Below are 21,816 nucleotides of genomic sequence, written 5' to 3'. Positions count from 1 at the left end.
TCTCGCTTTTGAAAATGAGGATGGGTTGTTTTTAAATTATAATAAATATAAAAATGAAATTTAATATAAAATATATTTTAGGAATTGCCACAATGTTCTTCTTTCAAGGAGTAAGTGCACAGTTTTATGTGGGTTTGCAAACAGGGGTGGGTAATATTCAAAGTAAAAAAAATGAATTTGCTTCTAGTAATGAACTTGGAGGTGCCTTAAAGGTGGGTTATGTTTATTCATTAAACAATCATATTGGAATTGGAGCTGGGGTAGAATTTTCTCAATATAAGCAGGATGTTTTTTTTAGAGAAACATCGGCAAGTTTGTCTAGCCTTGAAGTAGATCAAACAGGTTCTGCTTTTGTTTATACCGTTACTGCGGCTAGTTATAGAGAGAGACAAACTTTACGTGCAGTGCAAATCCCGCTTTTTTTACAGTATAAAACCAATATTAATAAAGGAATTGATTTTAATTTTAAGGCAGGGGCTAAATATTTTTTACCCCTAAGTTATAAGATTAAAGCCTCGGCAGCTTCTGTAAATGGTACTGCTTATTATCCAGATGTTAATTTGACTATTGATGATTTGCCAGAATATGGTTTTGGGGAGCAAAACAATTATGCTGCATCAGGAGAGTATCAAACTAAAGGAATCGTGATGAGTATGTTTGAATTGGGTTTTACCTTTGATATGGGAGTAAAGAATGCTTTATCTGTAGCTATGTTTTTTGAAAAGGGCTACGGTTCTATTCTTGATCCAGAGAAAGATGAATCTTATATAGGGTATAATCCGACCTCTATTGCTGATAGAAAAGCTAATGGATTGTACGGTACGGATAAAAGCGCAAAAATTCGACCTGTAGCATTTGGTTTGGCTTTAGCTTGGATTTTTAAATAAACCTATTTTAAAAGTTGTGTTTAGAGGTATTTCGGGAACGAAAACAAGTTCTTGAGCATTGACTATTCGAAGCATGATATCGGATGGGATACTCAACAATAAACAGAAAGGGACTGTTTCACGATTTTCTGTGAGACAGCCCCTTTTTATGTAAAGACTTAAGTGTGTTGGATGAAAAAAATAGCTGATCTAATTGCTGTTTTTATAGGAATTGAGGTAATTCTCTATTTGTTTATCGCGTAAAGTCTGGAGATGTATTTTCCGATTACATCGAATTCTAGATTGATTCTAGTGCCAATTTTAAAATCTTTGAAATTAGTATGCTCGAAAGTATACGGGATTATCGAGACGCTAAATTCATTCGTTTTAGAATTTACCACTGTAAGACTTACTCCATTTACGGTTATAGAACCTTTTTCTATGGTAATATTGCTAGTTTTTGGATCGTACTGAAAAGTATAATTCCAACTTCCGTTAGCTTCTTCAATTTTAATGCAAGTTCCCGTTTGGTCTACGTGACCTTGTACGATATGTCCGTCAAGACGGTCACTGAGTTTCATACCTCTTTCTAGGTTTACAATGTCGTTTACTTTCCAGTCACCAATGTTGGTTTTTAAAATCGTTTCGTCGATGGCTGTTACGGTATAGGTGGAGTCTTTTATGGCAACAACAGTTAAGCAAATACCATTGTGCGATACACTTTGGTCGATTTTTAACTCATTTGTGATAGAAGAGTCGACTGTTATGTGAAGATTGTTTTGGTCTTTTTGTATTTCGTGAATCCTTCCAAGGGTTTCTATAATTCCTGTGAACATTGTTGTTTTATTTTACTAAATTTGCACATCAAAATTAGTAATAAATAAACTGAGCTCATGAATAAAAAAGCAGAAAATATAATTGTTGGGATTTCAGTAGGAGATTTAAACGGTATTGGAAGCGAAGTTATACTTAAAACATTCGAAGATTCCCGTATGTTGGAACTGTGTACGCCAGTTATTTTTGCAAACGCTAAAATACTTTCTTTTGTTAAAAAAAGCTTTACTTCTACAGTTCAATTTCATGGAGTCGATAAATTGGATCAGATTTTACCTGGGAAAGTAAATGTTTTGAATCTTTGGAAAGAAGGTGTTGATGTTAATTTAGGGGTGAACGATGAGAAAGTAGGGGAGTATGCTATAAAATCATTTGTAGCGGCTACAAAGGCCTTAAAAGAGGGATTGGTAGATGTTTTGGTTACGGCTCCGATTAACAAATATAATATTCAGTCAGAGGAATTTAAATTTCCAGGGCATACCGATTATTTAGATCAAGAGTTAGAGGGTAACGCACTAATGATGATGGTTCAAGATAATTTGAGGGTAGGTTTATTGACTGATCACGTGCCTTTGAATGAAGTTTCATCACAGTTGACCGAAGAGTTGATCGTGAGAAAAATTGAAACAATAAGAAAATCTTTGATTCAGGATTTTAGTATAGTGAAGCCAAAAATTGCTGTTTTAGGATTGAACCCACATTGTGGAGATGGGGGTGTAATTGGTAAAGAGGAAGATTTGGTTTTGAAGCCGACTTTGAAGAAGATATTTGAAAAAGGAACCATGGTTTTTGGACCATTTCCTGCGGATGGCTTTTTTGGAAGCGGTCAGTACGAAAAATATGATGCAATTGTAGCGACCTATCATGATCAAGGATTGATTCCTTTTAAGACCTTGTCTTTTGGAAAAGGAGTGAATTATACGGCAGGTTTAAATAGAGTCAGAACCTCGCCAGACCACGGTACAGCGTACGATATAGCAGGAAAAGACTTGGCAGATTACAATTCATTTAAAGAGGCAGTTTACCTTGCAATAGATATTTTTCGCTCTCGTAATCAGTATGAGGAGATTAGTGAGAAACCTCTCAAAATAAAAGAAAAACAGTTATAAACAAAAAAAGGTGAATAAGATTATTAGTTTTATAATAATTTTATATCTTTGCACCCCAATTCAGATATCTGAGTTTTAGATATGAATCGGTCAAATTGATGTTGAAATGAGCAAAACAAAAGAATTTTTAATTCCTTTCATAGGGTTAAAACTAGGAAAACACCATTTTGAGTATCAAATAAGTAATGCGTTCTTTGTGGACTTTGATTACGACGAATTTCAAAGTTCGGATATCAAAGTAAGTGTGGTTTTAGATAAGAAGAGCAGCATGTTAGAGTTGGAATTCAAACACAAAGGGACAGTAAATGTACCTTGTGATCTAACAAACGAAGATTTTGATTTGCCTTTAAAAGGGAAAATGAAATTAATTGTTCGTTTTGGAGATGAATTTAATAACGATAATGAAGAGTTGTTGATTCTGCCTCATGGAGAGCATGAAATGGATGTCGCACAATACATTTATGAAATGATTGCGCTATCTGTACCGCTAAAGCGAGTTCATCCAGGTGTAAAAGACGGAAGTTTAAAAACGGAAGCGCTTGATAAACTCAATGAATTAACGGTTACAGAACAAAAACAAGAGAGTAAACAAGAAGAAGATATTGACCCGCGTTGGGACAAATTAAAGCAACTATTAACGGATAAATAATATAGTAAAATGGCACATCCTAAGAGAAAAATCTCGAAAACAAGAAGAGATAAGAGAAGAACACATTATAAAGCTACTGTAGCTCAAATCGCTACATGTCCTATCACTGGAGAGGCGCATTTATACCACAGAGCTTACTGGCATGAAGGTAAAATGTATTACAGAGGGCAAGTTGTTATCGATAAATCTGTAGCGGTTGCTTAATACGTTTTCGTAAATGATACTAGAACTCTCACATAGTGAGAGTTTTTTTTGTTAGTTATGATTTTCTTTTTTTAGGAAATTATATACAAATTCATTTCGTTTTTTTTTGTAATTTTCAAGTCTTTTAAAAATTTTTCAAATACACTGTATTTGAAACGAAATAATAGAATATAATGAATACAATCACAGCCGCAATTACCGCTGTTGGAGCTTATGTTCCGGACTTTGTACTTTCGAACAAAGTGCTAGAAACAATGGTTGATACCAATGACGAATGGATCACTACTCGTACTGGAATTAAGGAAAGAAGAATCCTTAAAGATGCTGATAAAGGAACATCGTTTCTTGCTATAAAAGCAGCACAGGATTTAATTGCCAAAGCTAATATTGATCCTTTAGAGATTGATATGATTATCATGGCAACAGCTACAGCAGATATGCCAGTAGCCTCTACGGGAGTTTATGTTGCAACAGAAATTGGAGCTACAAATGCATTTGCATATGATTTGCAAGCTGCTTGTTCAAGTTTCTTATACGGTATGTCGACAGCTGCAGCTTATGTGCAGTCAGGACGATACAAAAAAGTATTATTGATTGGTGCTGATAAAATGTCGTCAATTGTAGATTATGCAGACAGATCAACTTGTATTATTTTTGGAGATGGAGCGGGTGCCGTTTTATTCGAACCAAATTATGAAGGTTTAGGTTTGCAAGATGAGTACTTACGAAGCGATGGAGTAGGACGCGATTTTCTTAAAATTCCTGCCGGAGGTTCTCTAATACCCACTACTTTAGAGACTGTTCAAAACAACCAACACAATATTATTCAAGACGGAAAAACCGTGTTTAAATATGCTGTGACCAATATGGCTGATGCTAGTGAAGTGATTCTGAAAAGAAACAATTTAACTAATGAAGATGTAAGTTGGTTGGTGCCGCATCAGGCAAACAAACGAATTATTGATGCTACTGCAAGTAGAATGAATCTAGAAGATTCTAAGGTATTGATGAATATTGAAAAATATGGTAATACTACTTCTGCAACATTGCCTTTAGTATTAAATGATTTTGAACACTTATTCAAAAAAGGAGATAATATTATTTTTGCTGCTTTTGGAGGTGGATTCACTTGGGGATCTATTTACCTAAAATGGGCTTACGATAAGAAATAAATTAAAACTAAAAACGAATCATTATGGATTTAAAAGAAATTCAAAACCTAATCAAATTTGTAGCAAATTCGGGTGTTGCAGAAGTAAAGTTAGAAATGGATGATGTAAAAATCACCATCAGAACAACTTTAGAAGGTAACGTAACTGAAACTACTTATGTACAACAATTGCCTGCTCAAGCAGCATTGCCACAAGTAGCGGCTCCTCAACAAGCGGCTCCAGTAGTAGTAAATGTTAATACTGAAGCACCAGCTGCTGCGGAAGATTCTAAATATATTACCATAAAATCACCAATCATTGGAACTTTTTATAGAAAACCATCTCCAGACAAACCAGTTTTTGCTGAAGTAGGAAGTACTATTGCTAAAGGAGATGTTCTTTGTGTAATTGAAGCGATGAAATTATTCAATGAAATCGAATCAGAAGTTTCAGGAAAAATTGTAAAAATTCTTGTTGACGATATGTCTCCAGTTGAATTTGATCAACCATTATTCTTAGTAGATCCATCATAATTTTTAAAAGTTCCAATAGACAAATCACAAAATCCAACTATTTGGAGTTTGAAGATTGGAATTTGTAATTTTTAATTTAAATAAGATGTTTAAAAAAATATTAATCGCGAATAGAGGAGAAATTGCACTTCGTGTAATTCGTACATGTAAGGAAATGGGAATCAAAACTGTAGCAGTTTACTCTACAGCTGATGCAGAAAGCCTACATGTTAAGTTCGCTGACGAAGCAGTTTGTATAGGTCCTCCTCCGAGTAACTTATCGTACTTGAAAATGTCAAATATTATTGCTGCTGCTGAAATTACAAACGCAGACGCAATACATCCAGGATATGGTTTTCTTTCTGAGAATGCTAAATTCTCTAAGATTTGTCAAGAGCACGGAATCAAATTTATTGGTGCCGCTCCTGAAATGATCGATAAAATGGGAGATAAAGCTTCTGCAAAAGCGACAATGAAAGCGGCAGGAGTTCCATGTGTACCAGGTTCAGATGGTTTGTTAGAGTCTTTCGAGCAAACTCAGCAATTAGCTAAAGAATTTGGTTACCCAGTTATGCTTAAAGCTACTGCCGGTGGTGGTGGAAAAGGAATGCGTGCTGTTTGGAAAGAAGATGAATTATTGAAAGCTTGGGAAAGTGCACGTCAAGAAGCAGCTGCTGCTTTTGGAAATGATGGTATGTACATGGAAAAACTTATCGAAGAGCCACGTCATATTGAAATTCAAATTGTAGGAGATTCTTATGGGAAAGCATGTCACCTTTCTGAAAGAGATTGTTCTGTACAACGTCGTCACCAAAAATTGACTGAAGAAACACCTTCGCCTTTTATGACTGACGAATTGCGTGCTGCAATGGGAGAAGCTGCTGTAAAAGCTGCGGAGTATATTAAATACGAAGGAGCAGGTACGGTTGAATTTCTTGTAGATAAGCATAGAAATTTCTATTTCATGGAAATGAATACGCGTATCCAAGTAGAGCACCCAATTACGGAACAAGTTATCGATTATGATTTAATTCGTGAGCAAATTATGGTAGCAGCTGGAATTCCAATTTCAGGAAAAAACTATTTACCTCAATTACATGCTATCGAATGTCGTATTAATGCGGAAGATCCTTATAATGATTTCCGTCCTTCACCAGGAAAAATTACGACACTTCATATGCCAGGAGGTCACGGAGTGCGTTTAGATACTCACGTGTATTCTGGTTATAGTATTCCACCAAATTATGATTCAATGATTGCCAAGTTGATTACTACTGCGCAATCTCGTGAAGAGGCTATTAGCAAAATGCGAAGAGCTTTGGATGAATTTGTAATTGAAGGTGTGAAAACCACTATACCGTTTCATAGACAATTAATGGATGATCCAAGATATATTGCAGGAGATTATACTACTGCATTTATGGATACTTTTAAAATGAATCCAATAGAATAATCATTAAAGGCTGTCAATTGACAGCCTTTTTTGTTATACCACTTATTTGAGCCCGACAAATTCCTAGAATTTGTCGGGTTTTTCGTTTTTGCTTGGTAGGGAAACACCATTCTTGTGTAGATTTTACACAGTGTTTTGTGAAATTACACACTATTACCAGGGGAGATGGTTTTGTGGTATTTAGTGTAAGTTCTTTATTTATAGGGGATTGTGAGGTTTTGGGGTTGCTGTTGCTGTTGCGGCACAGTTATTTCATTATCTGAAGTGTATAACAACTATTAATTAAATATATACTATTATGAAAAATTTATTTTTATCAGCCGCAATCGTTTTGGGAGGTTTAACCTCATTTGCTTCAACTGCTCCAATTACTAGCAACATAGTAAAAGTTATTTCAATTCAAGAGGAATACACAGAAATTAAATTGGAAGAATTGCCGGAGCCAATTACTGTTGCTTTAAAGAAAGCGTATCCAGATGCAGTACTTTCAAAAGCCCATAAAAATGCTAAATCAGAATATAAATTAGATGTAACAGTTGGTGATAAAGTAGGTTCTCTTTATGCTAACGCTGACGGAACTTGGATTAAAAAATAATCGTAATCCCGTTAACTCTAATTACTTAATAATATTTTAAAAGACTAATTTTATGAAAAATCTATTTTTATCAGCCGCAATTGTATTAGGGAGTTTATCTTCATTCGCTTCAACTTCTCCTAATACCGAGACCATCTTGAAAGTTGTTTCTATTCAAGAGGAATATACCGAAATCAAATTAGAAGAGCTTCCAGAGCCCATTACTGTAGCCTTGAAGAAAGCTTATCCAGATGCAGTACTTTCAAAAGCATATAAAAATGCTAAATCAGAATATAAATTAGATGTAACAGTTGGTGATAAAGTGGGTTCTCTTTATGCTAACGCTGACGGAACTTGGATTAAAAAATAATCGTAATCCGTTCAAATTAAATCACTTAATAATATTTTAAAAGACTAATTTTATGAAAAATTTATTTTTATCAGCCGCAATAGTATTAGGAAGTTTATCTTCATTCGCTTCAACTTCTCCTAGTACAGAAACCATCGTGAAAGTGGTTTCAATTCAAGAGGAATATACCGAAATCAAATTAGAAGAGCTTCCAGAACCAATTTCTGTAGCCTTGAAAAAAGCATTTCCCAACGCAGTACTTTCAAAAGCATATAAAAATGCTAAATCAGAATATAAATTAGATGTTACAGTGGGTGAGAAAGTAGGTTCCGTTTATGCTAATGCAGATGGAACTTGGATTAAAAAATAATTAAAAGCAACCATTAAACAATGATCATTATGAAAAAAGCAATTTTATCAGCGGTAATCCTTCTAGGAGGGATGTCGATGCAAGCCCGATCTACTAGTACCATCGTTGGTTCCTTAGTAGCCTCAATACAAACCCAAGATGAGTATAAAGAAATTAATGCGGTTCCAGTAGCTGTTAAGAAAGCGTTGGATGAAGCTTATCCTGGTGTGGAGCTGGAAAAGGCCTATGTGAACGAGAAAAAGGAGTACAAAATTGAGATTATTGTTAGAAAAGTAAAGTCTATTGTTTATACGGACGCTCAAGGAAAGATTCTTAAAAAATAATTACCATAACCCATTAAAAACAATCACTATGAAAAAGTTACTATTAGCAACAGCAATCGTTTTAGGGAGTTTAACTGCAAATGCAGCAACTGCGCCTGAAGTATTGAATTCGAAGAGTCAATCAGTAAGCATTCAAGATGAATATACTGAGGTTAAGTTGGATGCACTTCCAGAGGCAGTGAAATCCACTGTTGAAAAATCTTTTCCAAACACAAAACTTGAAAAAGCGTCTGTGAATGAGAAAAAAGAATACAAATTGGAAATTGCAAGTGGGGATAAAAAGTATACCATTTTTACAGATGCTTCCGGAAAGATTCTTAAGAAATAAGTAAAATAGCTATTATGAAAAAGCTAATCTTATTTGGAGTAATCGCTTTAGGTAGTTGGTCCATTTATGCCACTGCTAAAATAGTCACCCAACCAGTTAGAATTATCGTTTCTGATCAAACAGCCTATACGGAGGTAGGAGTGGATAAAATTCCTACTGCTGTAAAAACCGCTTTGCAAGCTGCCTATCCTACGGCTAAGTTGGAGAAAGCATTTGTGAACGAAAAGAAAGAGTATAAACTAGAAATATCACTTGGAGACCAGAAGGCTACTGTTTACTCAGATGTCAATGGTAACTGGCTGAAAATATGATTAGGTAAATTAGATTTAAGTTTTTGGTAAAAAGAGATTGCTTCTAGCAGTCTCTTTTTTTTTGCATAATTTTATGAAAAGACAATTTTATTAGTCTTATTTTAGCAAAAAAGTCCCTAAAAGCAAATGCCAAAGATATTACTGATAGAAGATGATATTTCGTTTTGTAAATTATTAGAAAAGTTTTTACTAAAAAAAACATACGAAGTAACGATAGCTTTTACCGCTGCAGAAGCAAGAGTAGCCATCAAAAATGAATCTTTCGATTTGATTTTGACGGATCTTCGTTTGCCAGATTCGGATGGTATTGGACTGATGTCTGAATTTAAAGCCGCGTATCCAGAAATTCCAGTTGTACTTATGACCGGATATTCAGATGTAAATACAGCAGTAAAAGCCATTAAAAACGGTGCTGCCGATTATATTTCAAAACCCTTCAATCCTGACGAGGTTTTATTGGTGATCACTAATGCGCTACAGACAGAAGCTACTGAAGAAGTTCCCGCGAAAGAGAAAAAAGCTAGCAAAAAACAAAGCACGACTGAAAATGAGTTTGTGAAAGGAGTTTCGGTAGCCTCTAAAAAACTCTTAGAGCATATTCAACTAGTAAGCCCTACCGATATGTCGGTGTTGATTATTGGAGAGAGTGGAACAGGAAAAGAAATTATTGCCAAAAGTATACATCAACAAAGCCATCGAAAAAACAATCACTTTATAGCAGTAGATTGTGGAGCAATTCCCAAGGAATTAGCGGCAAGTGAGTTCTTCGGGCATTTAAAAGGATCTTTCACGGGTGCCATTAATGACAAGCAAGGCTATTTTGAGGCTGCTAACGGAGGAACTATTTTTTTAGATGAAATAGGGAACCTTTCGTATGAAAATCAAATACAACTACTAAGAGCGCTTCAAGAGCGAAAAATAAAGCCTGTTGGGAGTAATAAAGAAATCGATGTTGATATTCGAATCATTACCGCTACCAATGAAGATTTACGAGAAGCTGTTAAGAATGGTGATTTTCGTGAAGATTTGTATCATAGAATTAATGAGTTTTCAATTCAATCGCCCTCATTAACAGATCGAGGAGAGGATTTAATGGTTTTTGCTGATTTTTTTCTGGAGAAAGCCAATCAACAATTAAACAAAGAAATTATTGGTTTTTCACCTGAAGTAGTGGCTATTTTTCAAAAATACAATTGGCCAGGAAATCTAAGGGAACTGCAAAATTGTGTCAAACGCGCTACGCTTTTGTCTCAAGGAGATTTTATTGAGAGTGATGTGTTACCAGTGGAATTTTTTCAGATTCAGAAACAGTCTTCTAATGATACTTTTTCATTGTCTGAAAATGAAAAAGAAGCGATCATTCATGCCTTGTCTAAAACACAAAATAATAAATCTGAAGCAGCAAAATTGCTTAAAATTACCAGAAAAACACTTTACAATAAATTAAAGCATTACAATATAGATTAGGTAATCTCTTTCCCTAAGGCTTCGAAAAGCACATTGGTTTTTGTTTTTAATTCCATGAAAATGCGATCTAAATCGGCAATTTCAAAATCATTATGCTCTAGTGTTTTTAAAATTTCACTTATCTCATGAGCTTTTATTTGCTTAAACATAGGGGCAATTCGGTGGGCGATCGAGTTGACTTCGGTTGTTTTTTCTTCCGCTATGGCCTGTTCTAAAAAGGCTAAATTTTCAGCACTGTTTTGTATGAATGAAGTGATCACCTCTTTTAAAGCGGCATGATCATGGCCTAAAAATTCGTTTAGGGTACTTAAGGAATACGGTTGTAATGATGTATCTTCTTCCGTTTCCTCAATGACAATAGCTGAAATGGTGTCCTGTTGTAGAATTCGCTCTAGGGTTTTTAATAATACTTTTGGGGAGTAGGGCTTTTTGATGACACTGTTAAATCCCGCTTGTGTATAAACCGATAGATCCAAATCCGTTCGTCCGGTAAGGGCAATGACGGGTTGATTCTGGTAAGTGGAACTTTTTGATTTTTTTAATTGATCGATAAACGAAAAACCATCCATTTCAGGCATTTGTATGTCTGTAATGATGAAATCAAAAGCGGTATGTTCGATGGTCTCCAGTGCTGCTGCTGCACGAGAAAAGGCTAAAACATTTTGTTTGGCTTGTTTCAAAACCCCAGCGGTTAGATTTAGTAAGTTGGGATCATCATCAATTACAATAAAAGTATGTGTTTTGTTCTCTAAGTGTATGGGCTCTTTGCTTTTGTTAGTTGGCTTTTGGCTGTTGTCAAATAACAGTGGAAGTTTAATTTTGAAAACACTTCCTTTTCCAAAACTGCTTTCCAGGGCTAACTCACCACCTAAGATGGCGATTATCTTTTGGCAGATGGACAGTCCTAAGCCGTTTCCGCCATATGTTTTCTCGATGTTTTCATTGGCCTGAGCAAATTCTTCAAAAACTAATTGCTGGTTTTCTTTTTCGATCCCAATGCCAGTGTCTTCAATGTTAATGGTAAAAAAGCGTTGGTCATGTGTAACCTGGGCCTGAATTTTTATGTGGCCTTCTTCAGTGAATTTATAGGCATTTCCTATGATATTGCTTAGGATTTGTTTTAGTCGGAATGGATCTCCAACTATAGAGGTATCTAAGTTTTTATCGATATCGAGTATAAGCTCGATGTTTTTATGCTGGTAAACGGTTTGAATATTTTTGGCCGTATCGGTGATGACTTCCGTTAGTAAAAAGGGTACTTTTTCAATGGTGATTTTGCCCGCTTCTATTTGAGAGAAGTCCAATAAATCCTGAACCAATTGGGTGATGTATTGGGATGAATTTTTGATGTTTTTAATAAAATAAGACTGTTTGGTAGTGAGTTCAGAATGATCCAAAAGTTCGGTATAGCCCACGATGGTACTCAAAGGTGTTTTTAAATCATGACTAACAGTTGAAATTAACTGTTCACGGCTTTTGAGTAGGTTCTTGGTTTTGAAGTTGGCAATTTCCAACTGTTTTTTATACAACTGTGATTTCGAATAATCACTAACCATTAAAATAGAGAAGAAGACCGTTAGCAACAAGCCTATAATGGCCGAAGCGGTCACGACATCATTGACTTTTTTTAGTGATTTTTCTTTTAATGAGTTGTTTTTTATGGAATTGATAATGATTTCTCTTTCAATGATGCGAAGCACTTTTCGGAGTTGATCAGAGATAGCGATTTCATTTTTTAGTAATTTGTTTTCTTCAAAGTTTAGAGATTCCTTTTTCTTTTCAGCCTTTAACTTAACCGTGCTTAAAAGCTTTTTTGAATTCGCTAAAATGGAATCGGAGGCTTGTTTACTTAAGGTGTTGGTACTGTCATCGGGTATGTTTTGATTGAGATAATCCACATATTTTTGAAGTACAGTTCGTTGGTAGTTCCCTAGTTGGTTGGGGCTTTTGGTAAAATCCTGAAGTTCTAGTTTTCGGAGTTTGAACTCCATTTTGGTAATTTCGTCAATAGCATCATTTACCGAGACTTCGTCATCAGCTTTGTTTTTAATGGTTTTGAGTTGCTGAATGTTTTTTGTTTTTTCAGCTAATAAGTACGTTACGCTATCGAGTAAGGTTTTTTGATATTGTGTGGTGACGATTTGTTTTAAAGTGTCTATGCGAAATTTTAGCGAGTCGGTTTCGTTAAGATAATTTTTGAAATCTTTTTCAGAATTGGTTTGAATGGTCTTCCTTGCCAAACTTTCTGTTTTATAAACATTGGAGAATAGTTTGCTAACTCGGAGTATTTTTGTTTTTTCCAGGGCTATTTTATCTTCCAGTTTATTATAAACGGCATTTTCTGAGTATAAGATCCAACCTACAGTTGCCACTAAGGCTACTAGTACTAAATAACTGAAGAGGATTTTAATCGGAATGTAACTTTTTTTACTCTCCATAGAGGCTTGTTGTCGTGTTTGGAAATTGTAGAATAGAAGTTATGCAATTTATTTAAAATTTTCTGTTCTGGAAATATAAATAAGGGGGAATGTTTTACATAATTACAAGTAGAAAAAAAATAGCCACAGATTTTTAAAGTAAATCTGTGGCTAAAAATGTTTTTTATTTATGGGGTTAAAGAGTCTCGTCTAACCATTTGAAGAATTCTCCTTGCCAAACTTGAGCATTTTGAGGATGTAATACCCAGTGATTTTCATCAGGGAAATATACGAATCTACTCTTAAGTCCTCTTAATTGAGCTGCTTGAAATGCTTCTTGACCTTGTCCAATTGGAACACGGAAGTCTTTACCTCCTTGGAAGATTAAAATAGGTCTGTTCCAGTTTTGAACTAAAGTTGCTGGATTAAAAACAGTATAAGCTTTCTGAGCAATAGCATTGTCTTTTTCCCAATAAGCACCACCGAAATCCCAGTTGTTGAAGAAAACTTCTTCCGTAGTTCCTAGCATGCTTACCGTGTTGAAAACGCCATCATGAGCAATGAAGGTCTTAAAACGGTTTTTGTGAATTCCAGCCAAATAGAACACAGAATAACCACCATAGCTTGCTCCGATACAGCCTAAACGGCTTTTGTCAACGTAACTTTCTTTTGAAGCGTCATCTATAGCAGAAAGATAATCATCCATCACTTGGCCACCCCAATCTTGACTAATTTGCTCATTCCATTTTACACCATGTCCTGGCATACCACGACGGTTTGGTGCTACTATAATATAGCCTTTTGCAGCCATTAGTTGGAAATTCCAACGGAAAGAGTAGGATTGAGTCAGTGCTGATTGTGGTCCCCCTTGACAGAATAATAAGGTTGGGTATTTTTTAGTAGCATCAAAATTCGGAGGTAAAATTACCCATACCAACATTTTTTTACCATCAGTGGTCGTAACATAACGTTTTTCAGTTTTGCTAAGCGCTAGTGTTTTGTAGGTGTCTGTGTTTACATTCGACAATTGCTTCCAAGTGTTTTTCTTTAGATCAAAAGAAAAAAGCTCTGGGGCGTGATTCATGTCATTTCGGGTTACTATGATAGCATCACCGGCAAATCCTACTAGATCATTTACATCAAAATCTCCGTTGGTTAGCTGGCGAACCTGAACGGCAATTCTTGTCAATCCAGGAAAGTTTACCGTGAAAAGTTGTTTTGTTCCGTCTACAGGCGCTACAAAAAATACGTTTTTACCATCTTTGCTCCAGATAAAGTTGTCCACAGTTCCATCCCAAGAAGCCGTTAAGTTGGTCTTGATTCCTTTAAAGTCAACAATAATGTCGTTTTTGTCGGACTCATAACCATCACGTTTCATTTGTAACCAAGTCAGATTTCCTGTTGGAGAGAATTGTGGTGCTGTGTCGTAACCTAAATTACCCTCGGTTCTGTTCGTGGTTTTTTGAGTCTCTAGATTGTACTCGTAGATGTCCGTATTGGTAGAAGTTGCGTATTGAGTTCCCGCTTTTTTCTTGGATACATACAAAATGCTTTTTGAGTCAGGTGACCAAATGTAATCTTCGTCTCCACCAAAAGGTTTTTGTGGAGAGTCAAAGTTCTCTCCTTTTAAGATATCAATTCCAGTAGCACCTTCTTTATTTTCTTTGTAAAAAACGTGATTGAATTTACCTTCGTTCCATGTATCCCAATGACGGTAATCAAGGCCATTGTAAATTTGAGCGTCAGATTTGTCCAATTGGGGATAAAAATCTTTTCCTAGAACCTTGTCAATTTTTACTTCTTCATTGTACACCAAGAATTTTCCGTCTGGGGAAACATTCTTATCGGCTAAAACCTCTTTTGTATCTTTGATTTCAGTTGCTTTTCCACCGTTTACAGGGATGATGTAAAATTTAGAAGAGGACTTGTTTTCTTCTACTGAAGGGGTAGAAACTTTAAAAACAATATTTTTAGTGTCTTTGGAAAGTCCTAGTGCACTCACTCTTCCTAATTTCCATAACAATTCTGGAGACATCACCTGCTGTCCGATAGCGTTTAAACTCATCATTATTAAGGTTGTAAATAATACTTTTTTCATAATAAAATTCTAATTTTCGTGGGGCTAAAAGTACAAATATATTTCAGCAATTGTGCTATTATCAAAGACTGTATTTTCTTAAATATCACATAAACCTAAGGCTGTTAAATTAAAATGCTTCGCATTGTAGATTCTGAGAAAACATTATTTTTATAAAAAATTGACAAATGGAATTAAGTTATTGGGAATTAAAGAATTGGTTCACAAATGTTGACTATGCCATTGTAGGTAGTGGGATTGTGGGCTTGCATGCGGCATTGCGCTTGCGTGAACGATTCCCAACTGCGAAGATTCTTGTGCTAGAGCGGGGAATGTTGCCCCAGGGAGCAAGTACTAAAAATGCTGGTTTTGCTTGTTTTGGAAGTCTTTCCGAAATCATGAGTGATTTAGAAACACAGACCGAAGAAGAAGTAGTGGCACTCATTGAAAAACGTTGGAAAGGTTTACAGTTACTGCGAAAAAATTTGGGCGATGCTGCTCTTGATTTTAAACCCTATGGTGGGTATGAATTGTTTTTAAAAGAAGAGGAATTTAGTTTTGATAAATGTTGCGCACACTTACCGGGGATCAACAAGATTTTAAAGCCGCTTTTTAAAACGGATGTTTTTACGAAAGAAAGCGATCGATTCGGGTTTGGAAACAGCAAAGAGACGGTACTTTTTAATTCTTTTGAAGCGCAAATTGACACAGGAAATATGATGCAGGAATTACTCAAAAAGGCAGTAGCGGCTGATGTTTTGATTCTGAATCAGCAAACCGTAACAGCTTATGTCGATACTGGAAATCAAGTGGAGATTCAATTAAATGATTTTAGTTTTATCTCTAAGAAAGTGCTTTTCGCAACCAATGGGTTTGCTAATGCGTTGACAGAAGGAGCGGTACAACCTGCAAGGGCGCAAGTTTTAATTACGGAGCCTATTGCCAATTTAGCGATCAAAGGTACTTTTCACATCGATCAAGGCTATTATTACTTTAGAAATATTGGGGATCGGATACTCCTTGGTGGCGGACGGAATTTAGATTTTGAAGCCGAAAACACCACCGAATTTGGGCAGACTAAAATAGTTCAAAATAAATTGGAGGATTTACTTAAAAATGTAATTTTACCAAACCAAAATTTTCAGATAGCCCATCGTTGGAGTGGTATTATGGGAATAGGAAGTAGTAAAAAACCAATTGTTACACAACTCTCTGAAAATGTGTTTTGTGGAGTGCGTTTAGGTGGGATGGGAGTGGCAATAGGCAGTTTAATAGGAACAGAATTAGCAGATTTAATATAATGGCGATCAAAAAACCAGTAGCAAAAAATACAAACACAAATAAGTCTAAACCAGTCTCAAAGAAAAAAAACAGTTCTTTTGGAGTGAAAGTTAAATGGTTTTTTATCAAGCTATTTTTATGGTTTTTTGGGCTGTCGATTGCAACGGTCGTACTGCTCAAGTATGTACCTGTTTTCTTTACACCTTTAATGGTGATTCGCGCTATTGAAAATAAAATGAATGGTAATGAGGTTTATTTTGATCACAATTGGGAGCCAATTGAAAAGATCTCGATGAATTTGCAAAAAGCAGTGATTGCTAGTGAGGATGGAACTTTTTTATCGCACAATGGTTTTGATTTTAAGGCGTTGCAAAAGGCCTATAAGAGCAACGAGCGTGGTCGAAGAATTCGCGGCGGAAGTACCATTTCGCAACAAACAGCTAAAAATGTTTTTTTATGGCAAGGAAAAAGTTACTTGCGTAAAGGTTTGGAAGCCTATTTTACGGTTTTGATTGAAACTATTTGGGGTAAAAAACGCATTATGGAAGTGTATTTAAATAGTATTGAAATGGGGGATGGGGTGTACGGCGCCTATGCTGCTACAGAACATTGGTACCGTCGGGATGCCTCAAGTTTAACTCCTATGCAAGCGGCAGGAATTGCGGCTATATTACCAAATCCAAGAAAGTTTAAAGCCACAGGGTCCTCTAGTTATATCAATCGCAGAAAGGAAAGAATAGTACGTGAGATGCGAGCGGTTGGAAAAATCAATTACGATGCGAAGTAAAAAAAACTTTTTTGCGTTCTTATTCTTGACATCAGTTTTGGCTTTTGGACAGGGAAGAGGTACGGAAATTGGTTTGATTACGGATAATGATTTATATACTTCGTCTAAAAACGATATGTATTATACCAATGGTTTGGAGCTTTTTTATCGGTTTTTATCGAAGCAGACGAGCGAAAAAATCAATAAAAAAATCACAGAATTTCGTATTGGACAATACATTTATAATCCGAGGTTTATTAATGAAGAAGCTGTTCATGATAATGATCGGCCTTTCACGGCTCTTCTTTTTGCAGAGGCAGGCCGTAGTTTTTTTTACCAAAGTGAATCGGCGGTAAAGATCAATTTTCGATTGGGTTTTATGGGACCCAATGCTTTAGGTCAAGAAACTCAGGAGAGTTTTCATCATCTTATTGGGTATAAAAACGTGTATGGCTGGGAAAATCAGCTGGACAATGCCTTTGCTGTACAAACTCATGTATTGTATTCGAAGAAATTATTTCCGAAGAATCATCAGGATTATGTCGATTTCCATTTTCAGTCACAGGGAGATCTAGGGACTATTTTTACAGGCGTCTCTACAGGATTTTTAGCTCGAATTGGTTTCAAGAAACTACTACCTGTTTATGAATCTAATTTATACGATGCATCGGTAAGTGCGCAGCCGAAACAAACCATAAGAGAGTTTTATTGCTATGCAATCCCTACGGTTAATTATCAATTTTATGATGCCACTATAGAGGGGAGTATGTTTAATGATACAAGCCCAGTGACTTTTGATTTGGTACCGCTTCGGTTCAATGGGGAATTTGGTTTGAAATACCGCCACGATAATTTCAATATGTCTTATGCTTTTATTTACCGAGGCAGAGAGTTGGAGCATCCGACCAATACGGGGTATTTTTATGGGTCGATACGGTTTGGTTATTTGTTGAAGTAAATTTTAAAAAGCTTAGTATTTGATAAATAATAGTTAAGCTTAAATTTTGTAAGACTAAGTTTTGTATTTTTATAACATAAAGAAGATTAAAACTAGTTGTTAACTTAAACCAAAACTGTATGGGGAAATTTGTGATTACCAAGAGAACTAACGGAGAGTTCCAATTTAACTTGAAAGCGAGCAATGGACAAACTATTCTTGCAAGTGAAGGATATACGGCAAAGCCAGGTTGTTTGAACGGAATAGAATCCGTTAGAACCAATTCGCAGGACGATACTAGATTTGATAGAAAAGAATCGTCTAACGGAAAGCCTTATTTTAATTTAAAAGCTTCAAACGGTCAAATTATAGGATCGAGTGAAATGTATGAAAGTGTTGCAGCCAGAGAAAATGGAATTGCCTCTGTAAAATCTAATGCTCCAGATGCTACAATAGATGATCAATCTTAAGAATTAGTTGATACAGTATAATTAGAAAGTCCTCAATCGAGGACTTTTTTTGTGGCTTAAGTGTTCGGGTTAAATCTAGAACTAAGTAGTATTGATTTAAGAATCAGAGCTTTTGAATTAAGAAAAACTATGAAAAATAGAGTCTTTTAACCAGTTTATTTTTCTTATTTTTGAAGGTATAAAACAAAATACTATGAAAATCAAAAGATTACACTTGGGGTTATGCACCTCTTTGGTATTGTCACTGGCCCTTGTATCCTGTGAGAAAAAAGAAGACTTAAAGTCGGGCGTTGTGTTGAAAAATATGGATACGCTGGTAAAACCCGGAGATAATTTTGATGCCTATGTTAATGGTACTTGGGTTAAAAATAATAAAATTCCAGCCGATAAAGCTTCTTATGGTGTGGGGCATATCATTAATGACAAAGCAGAAAATGATGTAAAGAATATTATAGAAGGTGCTTTAAAAGCTAAGGCTGCATCAGGTTCTAATGAGCAAAAGATTGGGGATTTCTATGAATCCTTCTTAGATATCAAAAGCAGGAATCAAAAAGGAAGTACACCCTTGCTTCCTGAATTTAAAAAAATTGACGCTATTACTAATTATAGTGATCTAGCGGCTTATTTCGGTCATGCTAATGAGTTGGGTAATGAGAGTCCATTCGTCTTAGGGGTGGAAGTGGATTTTAAAGACCCTAAACAATATATGCTAATGTCATGGCAGAGTGGACTTGGTTTGCCTGATAGGGAGTATTATTTTCTTGCAGATGCTAAATCAAAGGAGATCCGTTCGAAGTATGTACTTCATATTGCCAAAATGCTAGAGATGTGCGCGATAACAAATTCAGGGGAAGCAGCATCTAAAATGATGGCTTTAGAAACGGCTTTGGCTTCGAAACATATGAAGAAAGAGGAAACGCGAGATATGGCTAAAATGTATAATAAATATGAGGTAAAAGATTTAAGCCAACTTATGCCTGATTTTGATTGGACTGCTCTATTAAAAAGTGCTGGACTTGCTGATCAAAAAACGATTGTTATTCCACAAGTAGAGTATATTAAATCACTTAACGCCCTTATCAAAAGTACGCCATTAGATACTTGGAAAATGTATCTAAAATGGAAGGCTATTCAAGGTGGTGCAAAATCGCTAAGTATAGCTTTGGACGAAGAGAACTTTAATTTCTACGGGAAGGCGCTGCGCGGTGTGGAAAAACAAGAACCTTTATGGAAGAGGGGTGTTCAAACGGTTAACGATAAATTGGGTGAAATTGTAGGTGAAGTTTATGTTGAAAAACATTTTTCTCCTGAAGCAAAAGAGCATGTTACCATTTTGGTACAAAATCTTCTTAAAGCCTATGAAGAAAGTATAAAAAAGCTGGATTGGATGAGTCCTGAGACGAAAAAACAGGCTTTAGATAAAGTATCAAAATTCACAATAAAGGTCGGTTATCCAGATAAATGGCTTGATTATTCTACTGTAAAAGTAAGTAAGGGAGATCTTTATGGTAATATGGTAAGAGCTAACGCTTTTGAAAACAACAGGCAGATTAAGAAACTTGGAAAGCCAGTGGACAGAACAGAATGGGGAATGACACCTCAAACGGTAAACGCCTATTATAATCCTACACTTAACGAAATTGTTTTTCCAGCGGCTATCTTGCAACCGCCTTTCTTTGATATGAATGTGGAAGATGCGGTGAATTATGGTGGAATTGGAGCCGTAATTGGGCATGAAATCGGCCATGGTTTCGATGATCAGGGAAGTACTTTTGATGGAGATGGTGTACTGCGCAATTGGTGGACTCCAAAAGATTTAACTGCTTTCAAATCAAAAACAAAAGCTTTAGTGGCACAATACAATGAATTTAAAGTATTTCCTGATTTGAATGTGAACGGAGAATTTACTCAAGGAGAAAACATAGGAGATTTAGGAGGCTTGACTATTGCTTTGAAAGCATATAAAATAAGTCTTGGAGGAAAAAAATCACCTGTTTTGGACGGTTTTACTGGTGAGCAACGCGTATTTATTGGTTGGGCACAAAGTTGGTTGGGTAAATCTAGAGAAGAAGCCCTGAGAAGTCAAGTGGCCAGCGATCCACACTCTCCTTCAAAGTTTAGAGTAAATGGCGTGGTTAGAAATATACCAGAGTTTTATACAGCTTTCGGTGTAAAACCAACTGATTCTCTGTATTTGGCTGCAAACAAAAGAGTCAAAATTTGGTAATGAACTAATTTTCTCTTGAGAAAAAAATATCGTAAATCTTAATTATTGACCCCATAGATCACTGGATCTATGGGGTTAATATGTTTTTGGGGTCAAAAGTATATTTAGGATCCATAAAAAAAAGCCTCACATTGCTGTGAGGCTTGATAATTAGTTGTGGAGAATATCGGATTCGAACCGATCACCTCTTGCCTGCCAGGCAAGCGCTCTAGCCAAATGAGCTAATCCCCCAATTCGATAGCAAATAAAGTCAATTAATTTTCAAAAAACAAATTTCAAAACGGTTCTATCGAAAATATTTTTCAAAACCGTAACTTTACGATCAAATCTATTTTTATGAGCGCAGAAAAACAAAACGGATCTTTACAAACAACTTTTCAAAATTCAATTGCAACAGTACAATTTGGGCATCCCGCAAGCAATTCTTTTCCACGAGAATTATTGGATCGCTTGACTAGGGAGCTAAATGCATTGAGTAAAGATAAAGCTGTCTCGGTGATTGTCTTGCAAAGTGAAGGGGAAAAGGTCTTTTGTTCAGGTGCCTCTTTTGATGAATTGTTGCAAGTGGATAATGAAGAACAAGGAGCCGTGTTTTTTTCTGGTTTTGCTAATCTGCTAAATGCGATGCGTAAGTGTTCTAAATTAATAGTAGGACGAGTTCAAGGCAAAGCAGTTGGAGGTGGGGTAGGTATTATTTCGGCCTGTGATTATGTTTTTGCAACCCCTGAGAGTGCAGTGAAATTATCCGAATTGGCCATAGGTATTGGTCCCTTTGTGATCGAGCCAGCAGTTTCTCGTAAAATTGGAAAAATGGCTATGGCGGAAATGACATTGGCTGCGCACCAGTGGAAATCGGCCATATGGGCGTTGGAAAACAAGTTGTTTACCGAGATTCATAATATAGAGAATCTTGATAAAGCGGTAAGTGATTTTGTTTTAAAGCTAAGTTCATATAATCCTGAGGCCTTGTTTGAAATGAAGGAAATTATTTGGGAAGGGACTGAGTATTGGGATGCATTGCTTTTGGAGCGTGCTAAAATAACAGGTAAATTGGTATTGTCTGATTTTTCAAGGAATGCTTTATTGCAGTTTAAAAAGTAATAGATTTTGCGATCTGTATTCATTTGAGAGGTGAGGTAGA

Annotated in this window: 23 protein-coding genes and 1 tRNA gene; 20 read left to right on the top strand and 4 right to left on the bottom strand. The window is 35.8% G+C overall.

All coding sequences use genetic code 11. The annotated features are described in order from the left end of the window. Window positions 1-53 precede the first annotated feature (53 nt). Window positions 54-887: an outer membrane beta-barrel protein gene (locus tag AC51AA_RS12070; protein ID WP_500702484.1), complete on the top strand. Its 834-nt coding sequence runs from the start codon at window positions 54-56 to the stop codon at window positions 885-887. A 224-nt stretch (window positions 888-1,111) separates the two neighbouring features. Here the strand turns inward: AC51AA_RS12070 and AC51AA_RS12065 are convergent, their stop codons facing one another. After that, window positions 1,112-1,702 carry a riboflavin synthase gene (locus AC51AA_RS12065; protein ID WP_500702483.1) on the bottom strand — a complete coding sequence of 197 codons (591 nt, stop codon included), beginning with the start codon at window positions 1,700-1,702 and terminating at the stop codon, window positions 1,112-1,114. Between the two features lie 57 nt (window positions 1,703-1,759). On the opposite strand from AC51AA_RS12065, the gene pdxA reads away from it, so the two are divergent. The 13 genes from pdxA (at window position 1,760) to AC51AA_RS12000 (ending at window position 10,500) form a co-directional block, all read left to right on the top strand. Then, a complete protein-coding gene (gene pdxA / locus AC51AA_RS12060; protein ID WP_500702482.1) occupies window positions 1,760-2,809 on the top strand; it encodes a 4-hydroxythreonine-4-phosphate dehydrogenase PdxA in 1,050 nt (349 codons plus the stop codon). A gap of 106 nt (window positions 2,810-2,915) precedes the next feature. Next, window positions 2,916-3,458, top strand: coding sequence for a YceD family protein (locus AC51AA_RS12055; protein WP_500702481.1), 543 nt, complete (start codon window positions 2,916-2,918; stop codon window positions 3,456-3,458). Between the two features lie 9 nt (window positions 3,459-3,467). Continuing rightward, the gene (rpmF, locus tag AC51AA_RS12050; RefSeq protein ID WP_007137315.1) at window positions 3,468-3,662 is read left to right on the top strand and encodes a 50S ribosomal protein L32; all 195 of its coding nucleotides are present in this window, start codon (window positions 3,468-3,470) and stop codon (window positions 3,660-3,662) included. A gap of 173 nt (window positions 3,663-3,835) precedes the next feature. Then, window positions 3,836-4,834, top strand: coding sequence for a beta-ketoacyl-ACP synthase III (locus AC51AA_RS12045; protein ID WP_500702480.1), 999 nt, complete (start codon window positions 3,836-3,838; stop codon window positions 4,832-4,834). Between the two features lie 23 nt (window positions 4,835-4,857). Continuing rightward, complete coding sequence (accB, locus tag AC51AA_RS12040) at window positions 4,858-5,346, top strand: acetyl-CoA carboxylase biotin carboxyl carrier protein (protein WP_500702479.1); 489 nt, start codon at window positions 4,858-4,860, stop codon at window positions 5,344-5,346. A gap of 85 nt (window positions 5,347-5,431) precedes the next feature. Beyond that, the gene (accC, locus tag AC51AA_RS12035) at window positions 5,432-6,778 is read left to right on the top strand and encodes an acetyl-CoA carboxylase biotin carboxylase subunit (RefSeq protein WP_500702478.1); all 1,347 of its coding nucleotides are present in this window, start codon (window positions 5,432-5,434) and stop codon (window positions 6,776-6,778) included. Between the two features lie 298 nt (window positions 6,779-7,076). After that, window positions 7,077-7,373, top strand: coding sequence for a hypothetical protein (locus AC51AA_RS12030; protein WP_500702477.1), 297 nt, complete (start codon window positions 7,077-7,079; stop codon window positions 7,371-7,373). Window positions 7,374-7,425: 52 nt separating this feature from the next. Beyond that, window positions 7,426-7,722, top strand: coding sequence for a hypothetical protein (locus tag AC51AA_RS12025; protein ID WP_500702476.1), 297 nt, complete (start codon window positions 7,426-7,428; stop codon window positions 7,720-7,722). A 52-nt stretch (window positions 7,723-7,774) separates the two neighbouring features. Then, a complete protein-coding gene (locus tag AC51AA_RS12020; protein WP_500702475.1) occupies window positions 7,775-8,071 on the top strand; it encodes a hypothetical protein in 297 nt (98 codons plus the stop codon). A 29-nt stretch (window positions 8,072-8,100) separates the two neighbouring features. After that, window positions 8,101-8,394, top strand: coding sequence for a hypothetical protein (locus AC51AA_RS12015; protein WP_500702474.1), 294 nt, complete (start codon window positions 8,101-8,103; stop codon window positions 8,392-8,394). Window positions 8,395-8,422: 28 nt separating this feature from the next. Next, on the top strand, window positions 8,423-8,722 hold the full coding sequence (locus AC51AA_RS12010) for a PepSY-like domain-containing protein (protein ID WP_500702473.1): 300 nt from the start codon (window positions 8,423-8,425) through the stop codon (window positions 8,720-8,722). A gap of 14 nt (window positions 8,723-8,736) precedes the next feature. Continuing rightward, entirely contained in the window at window positions 8,737-9,033 is a 297-nt protein-coding gene (locus AC51AA_RS12005; RefSeq protein WP_500702472.1) for a hypothetical protein, read from the top strand. A 126-nt stretch (window positions 9,034-9,159) separates the two neighbouring features. After that, the gene (locus AC51AA_RS12000; protein WP_500702471.1) at window positions 9,160-10,500 is read left to right on the top strand and encodes a sigma-54-dependent transcriptional regulator; all 1,341 of its coding nucleotides are present in this window, start codon (window positions 9,160-9,162) and stop codon (window positions 10,498-10,500) included. On the opposite strand, the gene AC51AA_RS11995 is transcribed toward AC51AA_RS12000, so the two are convergent. Together AC51AA_RS11995 and AC51AA_RS11990 are read right to left on the bottom strand one after the other, a co-directional pair. Then, complete coding sequence (locus tag AC51AA_RS11995; RefSeq protein ID WP_500702470.1) at window positions 10,497-12,938, bottom strand: ATP-binding protein; 2,442 nt, start codon at window positions 12,936-12,938, stop codon at window positions 10,497-10,499. The two genes, AC51AA_RS12000 and AC51AA_RS11995, sit on opposite strands and share 4 nt — an antisense overlap. Window positions 12,939-13,113: 175 nt before the next feature. After that, entirely contained in the window at window positions 13,114-15,015 is a 1,902-nt protein-coding gene (locus AC51AA_RS11990) for a S9 family peptidase (protein WP_500702469.1), read from the bottom strand. Window positions 15,016-15,182: 167 nt separating this feature from the next. Here AC51AA_RS11990 and AC51AA_RS11985 point away from each other — a divergent pair, with 167 nt between their 5' ends. From AC51AA_RS11985 to AC51AA_RS11965, 5 genes are all read left to right on the top strand, one after another. Beyond that, window positions 15,183-16,295 (top strand): NAD(P)/FAD-dependent oxidoreductase, encoded by a 1,113-nt coding sequence (locus tag AC51AA_RS11985; RefSeq protein ID WP_500702468.1) that lies wholly within the window; start codon window positions 15,183-15,185, stop codon window positions 16,293-16,295. Beyond that, window positions 16,295-17,062 carry a monofunctional biosynthetic peptidoglycan transglycosylase gene (mtgA, locus tag AC51AA_RS11980; RefSeq protein WP_500702467.1) on the top strand — a complete coding sequence of 256 codons (768 nt, stop codon included), beginning with the start codon at window positions 16,295-16,297 and terminating at the stop codon, window positions 17,060-17,062. Before AC51AA_RS11985 ends, mtgA begins: the two co-directional genes overlap by 1 nt. Then, the gene (locus AC51AA_RS11975; RefSeq protein ID WP_500702466.1) at window positions 17,052-17,999 is read left to right on the top strand and encodes a lipid A deacylase LpxR family protein; all 948 of its coding nucleotides are present in this window, start codon (window positions 17,052-17,054) and stop codon (window positions 17,997-17,999) included. Before mtgA ends, AC51AA_RS11975 begins: the two co-directional genes overlap by 11 nt. A gap of 119 nt (window positions 18,000-18,118) precedes the next feature. Beyond that, the gene (locus AC51AA_RS11970) at window positions 18,119-18,448 is read left to right on the top strand and encodes a YegP family protein (RefSeq protein WP_500702465.1); all 330 of its coding nucleotides are present in this window, start codon (window positions 18,119-18,121) and stop codon (window positions 18,446-18,448) included. A 193-nt stretch (window positions 18,449-18,641) separates the two neighbouring features. Continuing rightward, entirely contained in the window at window positions 18,642-20,675 is a 2,034-nt protein-coding gene (locus tag AC51AA_RS11965) for a M13 family metallopeptidase (RefSeq protein WP_500702464.1), read from the top strand. Between the two features lie 157 nt (window positions 20,676-20,832). On the opposite strand, the gene AC51AA_RS11960 is transcribed toward AC51AA_RS11965, so the two are convergent. Beyond that, window positions 20,833-20,906, bottom strand: a tRNA-Ala gene (locus AC51AA_RS11960). 105 nt (window positions 20,907-21,011) lie between these two features. On the opposite strand from AC51AA_RS11960, the gene AC51AA_RS11955 reads away from it, so the two are divergent. Beyond that, window positions 21,012-21,776 (top strand): enoyl-CoA hydratase/isomerase family protein, encoded by a 765-nt coding sequence (locus AC51AA_RS11955; protein ID WP_500702463.1) that lies wholly within the window; start codon window positions 21,012-21,014, stop codon window positions 21,774-21,776. Window positions 21,777-21,816: the final 40 nt, after the last annotated feature.

It is taken from the genome of Flavobacterium sp. OHVDL-2026-0007 (assembly GCF_059882335.1).
The sequence above is the reverse complement of the archived record's forward strand: the minus strand, read 5'-3'. Positions and strand labels throughout refer to the sequence as shown.

Coding starts and splice junctions, on each gene's coding strand:
- AC51AA_RS11955 (WP_500702463.1), top strand. CDS start 21,012: ATGAGCGCAGAAAAACAAAACGGATCTTTACAAACAACTTTTCAAAAT.
- AC51AA_RS12045 (WP_500702480.1), top strand. CDS start 3,836: ATGAATACAATCACAGCCGCAATTACCGCTGTTGGAGCTTATGTTCCG.
- AC51AA_RS12030 (WP_500702477.1), top strand. CDS start 7,077: ATGAAAAATTTATTTTTATCAGCCGCAATCGTTTTGGGAGGTTTAACC.
- AC51AA_RS12065 (WP_500702483.1), bottom strand. CDS start 1,702: ATGTTCACAGGAATTATAGAAACCCTTGGAAGGATTCACGAAATACAA.
- AC51AA_RS11985 (WP_500702468.1), top strand. CDS start 15,183: ATGGAATTAAGTTATTGGGAATTAAAGAATTGGTTCACAAATGTTGAC.
- AC51AA_RS12020 (WP_500702475.1), top strand. CDS start 7,775: ATGAAAAATTTATTTTTATCAGCCGCAATAGTATTAGGAAGTTTATCT.
- AC51AA_RS12055 (WP_500702481.1), top strand. CDS start 2,916: ATGAGCAAAACAAAAGAATTTTTAATTCCTTTCATAGGGTTAAAACTA.
- AC51AA_RS12010 (WP_500702473.1), top strand. CDS start 8,423: ATGAAAAAGTTACTATTAGCAACAGCAATCGTTTTAGGGAGTTTAACT.
- AC51AA_RS12070 (WP_500702484.1), top strand. CDS start 54: ATGAAATTTAATATAAAATATATTTTAGGAATTGCCACAATGTTCTTC.
- AC51AA_RS11965 (WP_500702464.1), top strand. CDS start 18,642: ATGAAAATCAAAAGATTACACTTGGGGTTATGCACCTCTTTGGTATTG.
- mtgA (WP_500702467.1), top strand. CDS start 16,295: ATGGCGATCAAAAAACCAGTAGCAAAAAATACAAACACAAATAAGTCT.
- pdxA (WP_500702482.1), top strand. CDS start 1,760: ATGAATAAAAAAGCAGAAAATATAATTGTTGGGATTTCAGTAGGAGAT.
- rpmF (WP_007137315.1), top strand. CDS start 3,468: ATGGCACATCCTAAGAGAAAAATCTCGAAAACAAGAAGAGATAAGAGA.
- accB (WP_500702479.1), top strand. CDS start 4,858: ATGGATTTAAAAGAAATTCAAAACCTAATCAAATTTGTAGCAAATTCG.
- AC51AA_RS12005 (WP_500702472.1), top strand. CDS start 8,737: ATGAAAAAGCTAATCTTATTTGGAGTAATCGCTTTAGGTAGTTGGTCC.
- AC51AA_RS11970 (WP_500702465.1), top strand. CDS start 18,119: ATGGGGAAATTTGTGATTACCAAGAGAACTAACGGAGAGTTCCAATTT.
- AC51AA_RS12025 (WP_500702476.1), top strand. CDS start 7,426: ATGAAAAATCTATTTTTATCAGCCGCAATTGTATTAGGGAGTTTATCT.
- AC51AA_RS11990 (WP_500702469.1), bottom strand. CDS start 15,015: ATGAAAAAAGTATTATTTACAACCTTAATAATGATGAGTTTAAACGCT.
- AC51AA_RS12000 (WP_500702471.1), top strand. CDS start 9,160: ATGCCAAAGATATTACTGATAGAAGATGATATTTCGTTTTGTAAATTA.
- AC51AA_RS11995 (WP_500702470.1), bottom strand. CDS start 12,938: ATGGAGAGTAAAAAAAGTTACATTCCGATTAAAATCCTCTTCAGTTAT.
- AC51AA_RS11975 (WP_500702466.1), top strand. CDS start 17,052: ATGCGAAGTAAAAAAAACTTTTTTGCGTTCTTATTCTTGACATCAGTT.
- accC (WP_500702478.1), top strand. CDS start 5,432: ATGTTTAAAAAAATATTAATCGCGAATAGAGGAGAAATTGCACTTCGT.
- AC51AA_RS12015 (WP_500702474.1), top strand. CDS start 8,101: ATGAAAAAAGCAATTTTATCAGCGGTAATCCTTCTAGGAGGGATGTCG.